The 13,563-nt window shown below is 63.0% G+C and carries 21 protein-coding genes and 1 riboswitch; of the genes, 10 read left to right on the top strand and 11 right to left on the bottom strand.

Going from position 1 to position 13,563, the window contains the following annotated elements:
• The first annotated feature begins 99 nt into the window (after positions 1 to 99).
• The gene (locus tag EH240_RS26315; RefSeq protein WP_125004080.1) at positions 100 to 507 is read left to right on the top strand and encodes a hypothetical protein; all 408 of its coding nucleotides are present in this window, start codon (positions 100 to 102) and stop codon (positions 505 to 507) included.
• Between the two features lie 309 nt (positions 508 to 816).
• Here the strand turns inward: EH240_RS26315 and EH240_RS26310 are convergent, their stop codons facing one another.
• Positions 817 to 1,164 (bottom strand): hypothetical protein, encoded by a 348-nt coding sequence (locus EH240_RS26310; protein WP_245436394.1) that lies wholly within the window; start codon positions 1,162 to 1,164, stop codon positions 817 to 819.
• 428 nt (positions 1,165 to 1,592) lie between these two features.
• Positions 1,593 to 2,480, bottom strand: coding sequence for a DUF1236 domain-containing protein (locus EH240_RS26305; RefSeq protein WP_125004078.1), 888 nt, complete (start codon positions 2,478 to 2,480; stop codon positions 1,593 to 1,595).
• Between the two features lie 223 nt (positions 2,481 to 2,703).
• Here EH240_RS26305 and EH240_RS26300 point away from each other — a divergent pair, with 223 nt between their 5' ends.
• Positions 2,704 to 3,003, top strand: a complete 300-nt coding sequence (locus EH240_RS26300; RefSeq protein WP_125004076.1) for a DUF1236 domain-containing protein — start codon at positions 2,704 to 2,706, stop codon at positions 3,001 to 3,003.
• 220 nt (positions 3,004 to 3,223) lie between these two features.
• Positions 3,224 to 3,445: a hypothetical protein gene (locus EH240_RS26295; protein ID WP_125004074.1), complete on the top strand. Its 222-nt coding sequence runs from the start codon at positions 3,224 to 3,226 to the stop codon at positions 3,443 to 3,445.
• Positions 3,446 to 3,568: 123 nt separating this feature from the next.
• On the opposite strand, the gene EH240_RS26290 is transcribed toward EH240_RS26295, so the two are convergent.
• Entirely contained in the window at positions 3,569 to 3,880 is a 312-nt protein-coding gene (locus EH240_RS26290) for a DUF982 domain-containing protein (RefSeq protein WP_167484169.1), read from the bottom strand.
• 242 nt (positions 3,881 to 4,122) lie between these two features.
• Here EH240_RS26290 and EH240_RS26285 point away from each other — a divergent pair, with 242 nt between their 5' ends.
• From EH240_RS26285 to EH240_RS26275, 3 genes are all read left to right on the top strand, one after another.
• Positions 4,123 to 4,422: a DUF1236 domain-containing protein gene (locus EH240_RS26285; protein WP_125004070.1), complete on the top strand. Its 300-nt coding sequence runs from the start codon at positions 4,123 to 4,125 to the stop codon at positions 4,420 to 4,422.
• 77 nt (positions 4,423 to 4,499) lie between these two features.
• Complete coding sequence (locus EH240_RS26280; protein WP_125004068.1) at positions 4,500 to 4,709, top strand: hypothetical protein; 210 nt, start codon at positions 4,500 to 4,502, stop codon at positions 4,707 to 4,709.
• Between the two features lie 108 nt (positions 4,710 to 4,817).
• Positions 4,818 to 5,066: a DUF2934 domain-containing protein gene (locus tag EH240_RS26275; RefSeq protein ID WP_125004066.1), complete on the top strand. Its 249-nt coding sequence runs from the start codon at positions 4,818 to 4,820 to the stop codon at positions 5,064 to 5,066.
• A gap of 235 nt (positions 5,067 to 5,301) precedes the next feature.
• Here EH240_RS26275 and EH240_RS26270 read toward each other — a convergent pair whose 3' ends face one another.
• The 3 genes from EH240_RS26270 to EH240_RS26260 form a co-directional block, all read right to left on the bottom strand.
• The gene (locus tag EH240_RS26270) at positions 5,302 to 5,505 is read right to left on the bottom strand and encodes a hypothetical protein (RefSeq protein WP_125004064.1); all 204 of its coding nucleotides are present in this window, start codon (positions 5,503 to 5,505) and stop codon (positions 5,302 to 5,304) included.
• A 245-nt stretch (positions 5,506 to 5,750) separates the two neighbouring features.
• Complete coding sequence (locus tag EH240_RS26265) at positions 5,751 to 6,092, bottom strand: hypothetical protein (protein WP_125004062.1); 342 nt, start codon at positions 6,090 to 6,092, stop codon at positions 5,751 to 5,753.
• A gap of 86 nt (positions 6,093 to 6,178) precedes the next feature.
• Complete coding sequence (locus EH240_RS26260) at positions 6,179 to 7,264, bottom strand: nucleotidyltransferase family protein (protein ID WP_125004060.1); 1,086 nt, start codon at positions 7,262 to 7,264, stop codon at positions 6,179 to 6,181.
• A gap of 210 nt (positions 7,265 to 7,474) precedes the next feature.
• Positions 7,475 to 7,587: riboswitch (TPP riboswitch) on the top strand.
• Between EH240_RS26260 and EH240_RS26255 the strand changes: the two genes are divergently transcribed.
• From EH240_RS26255 to EH240_RS26240, 4 genes are all read left to right on the top strand, one after another.
• Positions 7,578 to 8,186 (top strand): YkoF family thiamine/hydroxymethylpyrimidine-binding protein, encoded by a 609-nt coding sequence (locus EH240_RS26255; RefSeq protein ID WP_125004058.1) that lies wholly within the window; start codon positions 7,578 to 7,580, stop codon positions 8,184 to 8,186. Its footprint overlaps the riboswitch before it by 10 nt.
• Positions 8,187 to 8,559: 373 nt before the next feature.
• Positions 8,560 to 9,321 (top strand): ABC transporter permease, encoded by a 762-nt coding sequence (locus EH240_RS26250; RefSeq protein ID WP_125004056.1) that lies wholly within the window; start codon positions 8,560 to 8,562, stop codon positions 9,319 to 9,321.
• On the top strand, positions 9,318 to 10,091 hold the full coding sequence (locus EH240_RS26245) for an ABC transporter ATP-binding protein (protein ID WP_125004054.1): 774 nt from the start codon (positions 9,318 to 9,320) through the stop codon (positions 10,089 to 10,091). The genes EH240_RS26250 and EH240_RS26245 overlap by 4 nt, the downstream gene beginning before the upstream one ends.
• On the top strand, positions 10,088 to 11,101 hold the full coding sequence (locus EH240_RS26240; RefSeq protein WP_125004052.1) for an ABC transporter substrate-binding protein: 1,014 nt from the start codon (positions 10,088 to 10,090) through the stop codon (positions 11,099 to 11,101). Before EH240_RS26245 ends, EH240_RS26240 begins: the two co-directional genes overlap by 4 nt.
• Before the next feature lie 75 nt (positions 11,102 to 11,176).
• Here EH240_RS26240 and EH240_RS40170 read toward each other — a convergent pair whose 3' ends face one another.
• The 5 genes from EH240_RS40170 to EH240_RS26220 form a co-directional block, all read right to left on the bottom strand.
• Positions 11,177 to 11,401: a tetratricopeptide repeat protein gene (locus tag EH240_RS40170; protein ID WP_167484168.1), complete on the bottom strand. Its 225-nt coding sequence runs from the start codon at positions 11,399 to 11,401 to the stop codon at positions 11,177 to 11,179.
• Positions 11,296 to 12,057 carry a tetratricopeptide repeat protein gene (locus EH240_RS26230; protein WP_167484167.1) on the bottom strand — a complete coding sequence of 254 codons (762 nt, stop codon included), beginning with the start codon at positions 12,055 to 12,057 and terminating at the stop codon, positions 11,296 to 11,298. The genes EH240_RS40170 and EH240_RS26230 overlap by 106 nt, the downstream gene beginning before the upstream one ends.
• A gap of 73 nt (positions 12,058 to 12,130) precedes the next feature.
• A complete protein-coding gene (locus tag EH240_RS26225) occupies positions 12,131 to 12,577 on the bottom strand; it encodes a DUF2167 domain-containing protein (RefSeq protein WP_125004046.1) in 447 nt (148 codons plus the stop codon).
• A gap of 51 nt (positions 12,578 to 12,628) precedes the next feature.
• Entirely contained in the window at positions 12,629 to 12,754 is a 126-nt protein-coding gene (locus EH240_RS39710) for a hypothetical protein (protein ID WP_281035162.1), read from the bottom strand.
• A 154-nt stretch (positions 12,755 to 12,908) separates the two neighbouring features.
• On the bottom strand, positions 12,909 to 13,541 hold the full coding sequence (locus EH240_RS26220) for a LexA family transcriptional regulator (protein ID WP_125004044.1): 633 nt from the start codon (positions 13,539 to 13,541) through the stop codon (positions 12,909 to 12,911).
• Between the last annotated feature and the right edge of the window lie 22 nt (positions 13,542 to 13,563).

The raw sequence follows: 13,563 nt of genomic DNA, 5'->3' as shown, positions 1-13,563 counted from the left end.
TCGCGCCTTGTTGGAGCCTCAATAGCGTCATGGCTAATATGCCTTGTTTCGTGTAGGCTTAGCAGAGTCGGGTAACAAGGGCATTGGGAGAACAACAACATGCCACGGGTTTCGGAGCTTTTCTTCAAGACGGCCATCGTCTTTCTCATCCTGGGCGTTGCGGCCGGGCTGCAGATGGCGATTTCGGGCGACCACGGCGCCTTCCCGGCGCATGCCCACATCAACCTTCTCGGCTGGGTCACCAGCGCGATCTTCGGCGGCTACTATGCGCTCAATCCGGCCAAGGCCGAGCGCCGCATCGCCGTGATCCATTACGGTCTCTATACGGTCGGCATCGTGATCATGCTGCCGGCGCTCTACTGGATGCTGGCGGCAGGCCATCCGGAGATCGAGCCGGTCGTGGCGATCGGCTCGCTGATCGTCGCCGCCGCGGTGCTGATCTTTGGCTTCGTCGTCTTCTCGTCTTCGGAGACGGTGCGCTCGGCCACGGCCGCTCCGGCGCGTTGACCCCGCACGGCAAGCGCGTCGCCCTGTTTCAGTGCGGCGCGCTAAATTGCTCTAACCGATCGCACGCGTTGGAGATTGGCCAAAACGCCTCTTCCGTCAATCCTGGGGCGGAGCAAGGAGCGAAGCGACGCGGCGCAGACCCCAGGATCCATGCCGTAACCTCAAGGCGTTGCAACGGCGCAGAATTCTGCTCCGCTGCATTCTTCGGTCGGGGTCACGGCATGGATCCTTGGGTCTTCGCTCCGCTTCGCGTCGCTACGCCCAAGGATGACGACGTTGGGGAGGCTTCCGCCGGATACCGGAACTGCTTTACGGCATCAGTGTCGGGAACAGCCGCGCAAGCAGCGCGTGGATGATGCCGTCGCGCTCGAACGGACCGGGCAGCTCGGCCGGCGCCGATGTGGTGCCGGCTTTGGCCTCGTCCGTCACGCGGGTCTCACCGTGCACAAGCCATAACACGGCCACGAAGTAGCCCGCTTGCAACGCCACGCCCGCCAGGAATGTCCAGCCCAGCGACTCCCAAACCGACCCGGTGGATGCGTAAGTCCAACCGAGAACCACCAGGAGCGTTGCCGTCATTCCCACAAGAAACTGCGGAAAATACATTTGCCCAACCGAGCGCCGCGACCGCATGCGATCATCGGCGATCTCGCCCATTTGTCTACCCGCCCCGACCCTTGCACCTTTTCCGGTGGGATCGCAAGACTGAACAATACTGCAAGGGAGCCTCCATCTTATGGGCCTTTCGGCCGATGCCGTACGGACCTGCGGCCCCCTGGCTACCGCTTGAGAAACCATGCCGGGACCGATCGGTTCCCGTCATCGCATTGATCAACGATTTGGACCACGGCGCCTGCAAGGCGCGCGCCCGAAGGTGGTGGGTTTCATGACCCGGGCTCCCGTGCATTTCGCCCGAGGCAAAAAGAGGCCGCCGAGCCTTGCGGCACGGCGGACTTTTTTTCTTCGCGATAAAGCATGTCTCCCGAAAGTGTGCAGCGGTTTCGGGACAAAGACATGCTTAAAATCGAAGACCTAAAGCAGGTCGCGTGAATCCTTTTTCACGTGACATGCTTTAGGGTCCGGGATCAGGCCTCCAGGATCACCACGATCTCGTAGCTGTCCGGATCGACGATGACGATGCGTCCGTCGGCCAGCACGAAATACAAGTAACCTTCGTAGGCCGGGACGATCTCGACGATGCGGTGCGGCAGTCGATGCAGGCGGATCTTGTGCCGCGGCACCTCGACGCCGATCGAGATGTTGAAGCTGACATCGCGAACCGGCTGCACGTTGGTCTCGTGGATGATCTGCGTGATCTGCGTCTTCTGCTCGACAGTCACGTTGTTGATCGAGGCCGTCTTGTCCTGGTCGGTCTGCACGTTGGTGTTGCCCTGGGCATTCTGCTCGGTAGTCTTACCGGTCTTGCCCTGGGCATTCTGCTGGGTCTGCATTTTAGTGGTGCCCTGGGCGTTCTGCTCAGTGCTGGTGCCGGTCTTGCTCTGGGCATTCTGCTCAGTGGTCTTCATCTTGGTCTTGCCCTGGGCCTGTTCGTTCATCTTGGAACCCTTCGGGCAGTTGGTCATACCAGTCGGGCACTTAGCCTTGCCCTGCACCTGTTCCTCGGTGCCGGCCTGACCCTGAGCCTGCTCGGTGGTCTTCATCTTGGCCTTGCCCTGCGCCTGTTCCTCGGTGCTGGTGCCGGCCTGACCCTGAGCCTGCTCGGTGGTCTTCATCTTGGCCTTACCCTGCGCCTGCTCCTCGGTGCTGGCGCCGGCCTTGCCCTGGGCATTCTGCTCGGTCTGCGACTTCATCTTGCCCTGGGCCCGCTCGCCTGCCTTGCCGCCCTTCTGGCAGTCGGCCTGGCCGGCAACACAGTTGTCGCCGCCGCTCGGCTGCGCGGACTCGGTCTGGGCCATCGCGGCGCCGCAACCGACGCCGAGCGCGATCATGCTTGTGATCAGAAGATGTTTCATCTGGTTTCTCCTCGGAAAGTCGGTCCCTTCGTTCCCGTAAACCCGAGGTGAAAAACATTGTTCCGAATTTTTGCCCCGCAAGCCCGGGTTACGTTTTGTGAAAATGCCGACGGCAATTTTGCAGGAACAAGGCTTGGCTGTCGGCGTTTGGCCAGTGCCGATTGCTGTGGAGATCGCAGGCGCAGCGTAGAACTACTCACGTCACCCACGAAAGGAAACGACCATGAAGATGCACATCACCACAGCCGCCGCGGCCCTTCTGCTTTTGGCCGGTGCTGGGGCCGTGGCCGCGCAGGACGTTGTCATCGAGCCCGAGCAGGAAACCGTCATCAAGGAGTATGTGCACAAGCAGCCGCTGGCCTCGGTGAAGATTCCCGGCGTTGAGCTCAGCATAGGCAGCACCCTTCCCGACACGGTCGAGCTGCACGAAGTGCCGAACGTCAAATACCGCTACGTCGTCGTCGACAACCAGACGGTCATCGTCGACCCCGGCACCCGCAAGATCGTGAAGGTGCTGCAGTAACCGTCTGGCAATTCCGCTAACCGAATGGTCCCGTCGCCCGGCTCGGCGGCGGGCCATGAGCAAGTATTATTTCGTTACTATACGCTAACGGAACCTTCCGTCCGGGTACGCGTTGCCGCCTCTGGGTTCGCGGTGCCTCATAAGCAACATAAGCCATTGGCAGGATGCGGATTCGGGCGGCGGCAAACAGGCATGGGCTGGGGGAGGAGGACTGACCAACATGTCGAATCGAGAAATCGGAACATCCCGCTCGCTCGGGATGCGTGTCGCCGATCTGAAAGCCAGGATGCGGGACGCCCGGATCACCGAACACGAGATGAAGACCTTCCAGAAGGTCGCGGCCATCATGGGGGGCGGCGATGGCTCCCTACGCATCGATGCGGACGACCTGATCGCCGCATCCTTCGTCACCGAGGCGCTCAGCGAAACGTCGCCTAACTGACGCAGCTTCCCCGCCATTCGATATCGACCGGCTGCCGTCCAGCGCGTGGACGGCAGCGCGCGCCGTTGCGCGCGAGCCACATCGGTGCCGCAAACTCTGGGATCCGACGCCTGCCGATCTTTCTCACGGCCGCGGCCGGTTCTCGCGCCTGGCCCTGACGCGCCTGATCTTGGCTTCGCGCAGCGCCGTCACCGGATCGATGCCGGTCCACAAGATGCCGGCTTTCTCTGCGAATGACAGGAAAGCCTGCCGTGTTTCCGCGAGTTTCATCTCTCCGGTTCGCGCCGCCTCGCAGGCCTGCACCGCCGCGACATAGCACTCGCCGCGCATTGCCGGCGGCCATTCCATGAGGAAATTCTCCATCGCGGCCAACGAAGCGATCTCACGCTTGAAACCGGCGCCGACGGCGATCGCAACCGGGCGGCGAAGGGGCATGTCGCTTCTGACGAGACCTCCACTCATGGCGGCCTTCAGCTTGTCAAATCGTGCAATGCAAATAATGCGAAAGCCGCCGCAACAGTTCCCGTCGATTCCGCGCGCAGGATCGATTAGCGTCTGCTGTCGGAACAAGAGCGTTGCGCACGCGTTTGTTCCGGGAGCTCCTATTTTCGATACGCCGATGTTTCCGCTCTTCGCGGAGGCACTGCGGAGCTCGCCAACGCAACAGGAGATTTACGATGAAAACCACCCTTATTCCTGCTGTCGCCGGCCTAGCTCTGGTGGCCGGCATCGGCTTCGCGGCTGCGGACGAGATCATCGTCACCCCTGAGCAGCAGACAGTCGTCAAGGAGTACGTCCACAAGCACCCGATCGCCTCGGTCAATGTGCTGGGGCTGGAGCTTGGCGTCGGCTCGACGGTGCCTGACACCGTCGAATTGCAGACGGTACCGGACGTTCAGTACAGATATACTATCGTCAACGACCACACGGTTCTTGTCGACCCGGGCACACGCAGAGTGATACAGGTTATCGAGTAGCCTTATGTGCTTACGAGCCCCCGATCCTCCCGCCATGCCGGCGGGGGGATGCCGGCTCCTTGAAAGGAGTCGCAGCCATGCACTATCCCCATGTCGAATTAGTCGATTGCGCAAAAGCCGTAGACAAGCTTCTGGCCGAACATCGCACAGGTCTGCTGTCGATGAAGGAGGCGGTCACCATCCTGCGCGAGCGCACCGGAACTGAACGCTCTGACGCCGATTTGGCCGCATTGATTACAAAAAAGGCAGCGCATCTGGGCATCGCCGTCGTCGTCGACGAGCACTGAAGAAATCACTGCAGAAGTTCAGGCACCCATGCGTCGATGCGCAAGACGCCACCGGAAAATTCGGCTAATGTTTCCGTCGGGGCAGGGCCCTATGCAAAGGAGGCGACAGTGACGGACGACAGGCAGGAACGCATTCGCCGGCGGGCGCATGAGATTTGGGAACAGGCAGGCCGGCCGGAAGGCTCGCATATCGAGCACTGGGAGCAAGCGATCGCCGAGATCGATGGCGAGAAGCCGAAACCCGAGGCCGCGCCGAAGAAGGCGGCTGCCGCCAAGGCAGACAAGCCGAAAGCGGTGAAGGCGGAAAAACCCAAGGCCCCCGCCAAGACAGCCGCCAAGCCTAAAGCCAAAACCTGATTTCCGGCGGCCCGGGCGGCCGCTGGCTCACCCGACAACCAGGTGAAAGAGCGCGGAGAGCCGCACCCTTTCCTTCCCTTGTGGGAGAAGGTGGATCGGCGCGAAGCGCCGAGACGGATGAGGGTGCTCCAGCTTGGCAATTATGCTTGAAATTGCCCCAGCCTCATTCCTCCCAAACCCTCATCCGTCGCCTTCGGCCACACCTTCTCCCACAAGAAAGAGAGAAGGGGAGATTCTAGCGCACCCCTTGCTTCCTGGCGAATTGCGAGACCGCGCAGAGGAAGGCCAGCGCTGCGGTATCGCAGGCAGCGCGCGACGGACCCTTGGCGAACAGGACCGCATCCGCGACCGGGATCGGCAGGCCATGTTTCCTGGCGAATGAGGCTACTTCGTAAGGCTGATCGTCGGGCTGTATGCCGATGTCGATTTGCTGGTCCATCAAACGAGTTCCTCCCTGGAATGCGACTATGCCTCCTTACCCGAGCGGAATTTAACTACCGGCCGCTCGCCCACGTCCACCAATTGGCAATTGTGTGAAACGATGCATTTTTCGAGCCACCGAGCCGAGGGTTGCAGAGGGTATGATTATTCGCGTTTTGGGAGCGGCGACTGTGTTTCGCCGCGTTCCTTCGCGCCCTGTCCTGCCGGCGTTCGGTCTTACCTTCTCTTGGAGAAAGGGAGCGCTCACTCCCAGGCATCGCTCGACGTTGCAAACCGCACGCCGGCCGCAATCATCGCGCACTCGCATTCGCTGATCAGCCTGAGGTTCCTCAGATACCGCGTTTCCGGCAGCCAGGCGGCGCATGCCTCGACATAGGCGCGGCCGTGCACCAGCGTGCCGGTCGACAGACGCTCCTCCTTCTCGGCGATCACCTTGAGATATTGCCGGATGAAGCGGATGTCGTCGGCGATGTCCTGGCTGGCCATGCGCCAGGCGCCGGCCAGGCGCTCGCGCTCGGCGGACGGCAATGGCGACACAATTGGACGGGAAAGGTCGGCGAAAGCGGCATGGTTCGCGGTGTCCAAGCAAGTCTCCTCAAGCAAGGGCAGTATCGTACTTTATGTACGAATGGCGGTCAAGCAGGACTCGTACAATTTGAACGATAACTCACTTAAAGCTGCACCGTGAAACCGTCGAGGTCGATTTGCGCTTCGTCGAGCGCCTTGCCTAGGACAAGGTCCACCATCTCGCGCCTGTCCGGCTGAAGCAGTTGCAACCCTTTACGCAGCGCCTCACGCCACGCCTCGCCCCGTTCCCACGCTTCCGCGAAGGCATGGGCGAGGTCGTCCCGCCGACGCGTAACGTCGAGCGCCTCGACCAGCAGGCTCGCCTGATGCAGGTCCTTCTCCCGCTTCGCAGCGGCGCTTCGCTCGCGTCGCGCCGCGACGATCAGCTTGTGGACGGCGAAGCGCTCGGGCGAGGGGACAAGCAAGGGCACGCCGGAGCGATGCAAGAGCACCGTCCTGACCGGATCGCGGATCAGGAAATCGAGGAAACGCAAGGGCTGCGCCGAGGCGCCGCCCAGCGACGGCATCGGGCTGGCATGGTCGGCATGGTCGTCGCTTCCGCGGTTCGGAGTCAGGAATTCTATCCGGTAGCGCGAGGCGTTCTCATACTGCGTCGTGCGCCCGGCATCTCTCCGGTGCGGGATTTCGCGGAAAGTCGGATCGACTGCCTTCAGCACATCGATGACCGGCGGCAGGCTGTCTTCCACTTCGCTCGAGACGGAATGGAATTTTGCGAAGTCGGCATCGCCCGTCTGCAGCGCGGCCCCGGGCAGTTTGACGCCGAGATGCCCGGCATAGGTCTGGAAGGCGACGGTGCCGATGAGCACCGTACGCAGGCGCAAGAGCCCGGCCTTTTCCAGCGCCTCGACGACATCGCCGGTGAACGTGTCGGGTGCCGTCAGGCCGGCGTCGCGCACCAGCGTGGAAACCAGCTTGCGGCGGCTCCTGAGATCGCTCTTGATGTCCTTGAAGGCCGCGACGCGCTTGGCGATTTCCGGGTCTTCGGCGGGGCCGACATAGCGCCTGGACTTCTGCGGGCGGGTCTCTTCGAAATACCAGTAGTCGCGGCCCTTGACCGGCACGCGCACGAAATTGCCCGCCGTCGAGAAATCGGTCTCGAAGGAAGCATCCAGGCTGCGCTGCACCAGTTCGGCATAGAGGGTGCGATAGGCGAGATCGATCGCCTTCATGACCTGCTCCCTGGGGAGATGGAATTATAAGATTTTCAATATTTTCTTATAACTATATTCTGTCAGGCTGATGCACAAGGGTGTTATAAGAAGATTGTGAAAGCCTTATAATGAGAATGCTCCACAAGGGGAGGGAGGCTGGCCCAATTCACATTTCCTGCCACACCGGCAAAAAAGACTTCCCCCTTCGCCCGAACAGTGGTTTAACGCGCCCATCCACAGGGGTGCTCCGTACGGTCGGGGCTGAGATGGAGGCGGCAAGCCTTCGGACCCTAAAGCTGATCTGGATAATACCAGCGGAGCGAGGCGGGCCATGTTTTCAGGCGCACAGATTTCCCTTTATCCCATGGCCGACGATTTCGTCGGCGTCATCCTTGGCGCGCTCGGCGCGCTCGATCCCTACCGCGACAGGCTGAGGATCGAGACCGACGACATCTCGACGCTTCTGGTTGGGCCGCCCGAAGTGCTGTTCCCGGCCATGCGCGACCTATTCGTGGCGGCGGCCAGGAACGGCAGGCACTGCGTGCTCTCGGCCGCCGTCTCGCGCGGCTGCCCTGGCGAGCCCGACGATCCGATCTGCCGCTCCGACGAGATCGCCGGCCCAGCGATCCCGCTGGACGAGCGCAAGGTCGCGGCGATCCGCGCCGTCCAGGCCACACCTTCGACCGGCCAGCCGGCGACGGCGCAGTTCTCGCTCTATGTGATGGGCGCCGGTGACCACATGGACGAGATCTACGGTTGCATCGATTTTCTAAAACAGTCCGGCGTCTTCGAGCGATCCAAGCATTTCTGCACCAAATTGCGCGGCGATGCCGGCGCGATCTTTGCCACGCTCGCCGAAGCCTTCTGCCGCTTCGGCCCCGGCGCCGGCCACGTGACCCTCGACATCACCATTTCGGCGAACAGCCCGACCGCGGTTTGAGCCGCGTTTAGGCGCCGTCGAGGATATTGTCGTGGCTGTTTCGTCTGAACCGTTGCGTGGGAGAGATATCGCTGGTCCCATCTCACAAGAGAAAGGGGAACCTTCGGCGATTGGCGAAAGCCGTGGTGACGGCCGATCTACCCCCTTGCGGGGGAGATGCCTGGCAAGGCAGAGGGGGGTGCTGTCCCGCCGGCTTGGCAGGTGGTTGCGTGCGCGGCGTTCGTCCATTGCTCCCCGCAAGTCTCGCAAGACGGCGTTCCTTCGCGCCCCCCTCTGTCCTGCCGGACATCTCCCCCGCAAGGGCCCGCAAGGGGGGAGATCGGCTGTCGCCACCGCCATCACCAAGCTGGCCCCCGCCGTCCTCTCCCTCGCGATGCTCCTCACCGCCTGGGAGCTCTACGCCCGCTTCGGCGATATCGCCCCGACCATCCTGCCGGCGCCGTCGCGCGTGCTGGCGCAGGCCTGGGAGAGCCGAGCGGCACTGGCCGAAAACACGCTGCCCACCATCAGCGCCACGCTCGCCGGCTTCGCTTGCTCGCTCCTCGCCGCCTTCGTGCTTTCGGCGCTGGTCGACTTCCTGCCGAGGCTGCGGCGCGCGTTGTTCCCGATCCTGATCGCCAGCCAGACCTTGCCACTGGTGGCGATCGCGCCGCTGGTGGTGCTGTGGTTCGGCTTCGGGCTCTTGCCGAAGATCCTGCTGATCGCGCTCGTCACCTTCTTCCCGATGATGGTCGCGCTGGTCGAGGGCTATGCGGCGACCGAAAAGGAGATCAGCCAGATGCTCGCCGCCATGGGGGCGGGGCGCTGGCGCATATTTTGGCTGGCGCGGCTGCCGTCGGCGCTGCCCTATTTCTTCGCCGGCTTGAGGATCTCCATCACCTATGCGGTGGTCGGCGCGATCTTCGCCGAATATGCCGGAGCGGCGAAGGGGCTGGGCATCTACATGCTCAGCGCCAAGAACAATTTCCGGCCCGACCTCGTGCTTGCCGCGGTCGCCGTCAGCTCGGCGCTGACGCTCGCACTGTTCGGCCTCGCCGTGCTGGTGCAGCGCCTCGCCATGCCCTGGGAAAACGCAAAGAGCGAGAGGGCGGGGCGCGACGATAAGGCCGAGCCTTCCGGGGAGGGCCGGCCATGACCCGGCTGGAACTCCGCGACGTGCGCAAAAACTTCGGCGCGCTCGAGGTGCTGGCCGGAATCTCGCTTGATGTCGCTGCGGGCGAGTTCGTCTCGATCCTCGGACCGTCGGGCGCCGGCAAGTCGACGCTGTTCCAGCTCCTCACCGGCGCGATCCGCGGCGAGGGCGAGATGCGCTTCGACGGCGCGCCGCTCGATGGCGCCCGTTTCGCCTTCATGCCGCAGCGCGATGCGCTGATGCCGTGGCGGCGCGTCATCGACAACGCCACGCTGGGGCTGGAGGTCCAGGGCATGAAGCGGCGGGCCGCGCGCGAGCGTGTCGCGCCTATGTTCGCCGAGTTTGGTCTTGCCGGCTTCGAGCGCGCCTGGCCGGCCGAGCTTTCCGGCGGCATGCGCCAGCGCGCCGCTTTGCTGCGCACCGTGGTGCAGCAGCGCGACATGCTGCTGCTCGACGAGCCGTTCGGCGCGCTCGATGCGCTGACCCGTGCGGCCATGCAGCGCTGGCTGGAGACGATGTGGCGAAGCCATCGCTGGACGGCGCTGCTCATCACCCATGACGTGCGCGAGGCGGTGCTTCTGTCCGACCGCATCTATGTGCTTTCGGCGCGCCCCGCCCGCGTCGTCAGCGAGGTCGCGGTGCCGCTGCCGCGCCCGCGCACCGAAAGTGCCGAGCTTGCCCGCGAGGCCGCCGCGATCGAGGCCGGCATCCTCGACACGCTGCTTGGCCTGGCCGATCCCAATTCCCGATCATCTGATGGAGAGACGAAATGACCGACTTCACCCGCCGCCAGGCGCTGCTTCTGGCTTTAGCCGCCGGCCTGCCGCTTCCCGCTCGCGCCAAGGCGGTCGCCGCGCAAAAGATCACGGTGGCGCTCGACTGGACCGCCAACACCAATCATGTCGGCCTGTTCGTCGCCCGCGACAAAGCGCTTTACCGGGATGCCGGGCTCGACGTCGAAATCCTGCCTTATGGCGACACCGGCTCCGGCACGCTGGTTGCCAGTGGCATTGCCGATTTCGGCATCTCCGGTTCGCTCGGCCTGTTCACGCAGAAGAGTGCCGGCGCCGACCTCAAAGCCGTCTACGCCGTCGTCCAGTCGGAGACCGGCCGCGTCGTCTTCAACGCCGACCGCGCCGCGATCAAGAGCCCAAAGAATCTCGACGGCCTGACCTATGGCGGCTTCGGCAGCGCCTGGGAGAACGCGCTGATCTCGACCATCATCCGCCACGACGGCGGCAAGGGCGTCTTCAACACGGTGACGCTCGGCACCTCGGCCTATGAGGCGCTGGCCAACGGCGCGGTCGACTTCACCCTCGAAGTCTCCACCTGGGAAGGCGTCGAGGCGGAGCTGAAAGGCCTCAAGCAGCGCAGCTTTCGCTATGCCGATTACGGCGTGCCGGACGAGCACACCACGCTGATCGTCTCCAGCAACGCCTTCCTTGGCGCCAACCCGAGGGTGGCCGCTGCTTTCGTCGAAGCGACGCGGCGCGGCTATGAGTTCGCCGTCGACAACGCGAAGGAGGCCGGCGACCTTTTGATCGCCGCCAACAAGGACACGCTCACCAACCCGGCGCTGGTGCACGCCTCGCTGAAGGCGCTGAACGACGGGCATTTCCTGAAGAGCGCCGCGGGCGCCATCGGCACGATGGACAAGGCCAAGATGGAGGCCATGGGAGGGTATCTGTTCGCTTCGGGGATACTGCTCGATGGCAACGGCAAGGCGCTGAAGGAGAAGCCGGATTTCTCTGGCTATTTCAGCAATGAGTTTTTGGTGGGGTAGGTGAGTCTAGGAAGCCATAGGTCGGCAGGACAGAGGGGGCGCGAAGGAACGCGAGCTTGCGGGCCTCGCGGCGCGCTACTTTCCTTGGAGGCCGACCGCCATCTTCCGGTCCGCCTCGGCGCGATCGCGGTTCCCCTTCGCCTTCCAGGACTCGCCTCGGGCGTTGTAGAAATCGGCGGATTTCTGGTTGAGCGCTATCGCCTGGTCGTAGTCGACGATGGCCTGGTCGTGGTCGCCCTTGTGCGCCCAGGCGCGGCCCAGCGCGTAATATGCATCGGCCAGATTCGGATCGAGGTCCACGGCGAGTCGTAGTCGGCGATCGCACGGTCGCCGTCGCCCTTGAAAGACCATGCAAGACCGCGACCGAAATACGCGTAGGCGGTACTCGGATCGAGGCTGACTGCCACGGTGAAATCGGCGATGGCGTGGTCGTAGTCGCCCTTGTGGAGCCAGCTCAGGCCACGATTTTCATAGACCCGGAAGAGCGTCGCATCGAGGTTGATGGCCTGGCTGTAGTCGGCGATAGCGCGCACGTAATTGCCCTCGGATGCCCAGGCAACGCCTCTGTTCTCGTAAACACCGGCGCCGTTGAAACCGAAGCTGATTGCCTGACCGAAATCGGCGATAGCCCGTCTATTGTCACCCTTGTCCGACCAGAAAATGCCGCGATTGTAGTAGGCGACGGCATATTTTGGATTGATGTTTATCGCAGCGTCGCTATCGCTGATGGCGCGGTCATAATCACCTTTTGCCGCCCAGGCATAGGCGCGCTTGAAGTAAGCGATTGCGCGTTTGTCGGGACTGTCAGCCCTGTCCTCGACAATACGTGTGCAGGCTTCTAGCCGGCGGGCCGGGTCGGCCGGATTGCCGATGCAGGCTGCATAGGTGAGATTGGCGGCGATCCCCATGGCGCCACGGACGTCGAGCGCGACAAGGCCGGCCAGCAGCAACAACAACGGCAGGCGCCATCTTCGCACAAGCCGTATCAGCGGGCTTTCATCCGCCCGGCTTGCCATTTGCCGGCCCAGATCAGCTGTCAGCCTTGTTGCGGCTGAACAGTTTTTTGAGCCAGATCAGCGGCAGCAACAGCAGCAAGGCACCCTTCTTCAACACCACCAGGACGAGCGCGATGAGGCCGATGCCGGCGGCCTTGCCGAATTTGACGCCGAGCATCGCCGCCAGAACGCCGAGCGCGCCGTAGCCGGCCACTTTGTCGCCGCTGGAATGTTCGAAATAGGAGGAGCCGGCCTTTGGCTTGTAGGCGGCGGCCGATGCCTCGACGATCTTGTGCACGGATTCCGCTGCTATGTTGCCGTTCACCGGCACGATCTTCATCGGGACATAGCCCTGCCTGTCGAAGATCGAGACGGAGATGTTGATCGTCCTGTCGCCGCCCCAGTTCAGGATGTTGGCGTAGTAGAGAATGTTCCTGGCCTTGTCGATTTGCGGATAGACCAGCCAGCCGTCGAAACGGATCTCCTGTCCGCTCCGCTCCGCCGGCCGGAGTGATCGTGCCCCTGGCGGCGCTCAGCGGCTGGCGAAATTCTGCGGATGATAGTCCGCATCCTCGGCATTGACGACGGCCGGCTCCGCCAGCAAACAGGCCTGCGCCAACAGGACGAAATGCAGATTTTCCCTGATCGATTTGTTCATAACCCCCTCCCGGCAAACGGAACCACATCCCACGCATCCGTGATCTAAGGGGATTTTGACAACAAGTACAAGTCCGAAAGTTCTTTTTTTGTTCTTCGCGGAAGCGGCGACGCTACTGCGAGGCGCTTTCTCCTCCTCGAGGGGATATTATCCCTCACATATCGATCATCGACCGCTTCACCCGCCCGATGATCGTGATCGCGCCCTCCAACTCCGGCGGCGGGATGTCGAGATAGGACGCCGGCTGGAAGGGCGGGATGTCGTTGGGGCGGTAGCGCTTGTAGGTGGCGCGGCCGGTCTCGTCCGAAATGACGTAGCAGCCATTGGTCACCAGCCGCTTGTCGCGCAGGTTGACGAAGATGATCGAATCCGGCGGCGAGATCTTGTTCATCGACGGCCCATCGACGCGCAGCGCGATCCACTCGCCTTCCTCGAGATCGGCGGTCGGAATGGTCGGATAGTCGGAGAGGTTGACGACGCTGTCCTGGCTGCCGAGCTCGCCGGCGCTGATCCATGAGACGATCGGCACGTCGATGGTGACGGGCGAGGGGGCAAGGTGCGCCGGGCTGGCCTCGGCGCTGTCGCCATCGAACAAGAGCCAGCCGGGGTCGACATTGAACAGCCGGCCGTATTTCTCCGCCGCCTTGCGCGACAGCGGCCGGTTGCCGTTCTCATGGCTGATGAGCGTGTTCTTGTTGATGTCGCGCAGCGCCCGCGCCGCATCGCTGGGCGAGGCATAGCCCGCCTGGGCGCGCGCCTGCTGCAATCTGTGCCGGGAATCCATCATCGTACAAAATGCCTGAAAATTT

The organism is Mesorhizobium tamadayense (assembly GCF_003863365.1).
GTDB classification, from domain to species: Bacteria; Pseudomonadota; Alphaproteobacteria; order Rhizobiales; family Rhizobiaceae; genus Mesorhizobium; species Mesorhizobium tamadayense.
Note: the sequence above shows the minus strand (reverse complement) of the source record. Positions and strands in the feature narration are given on the sequence as shown.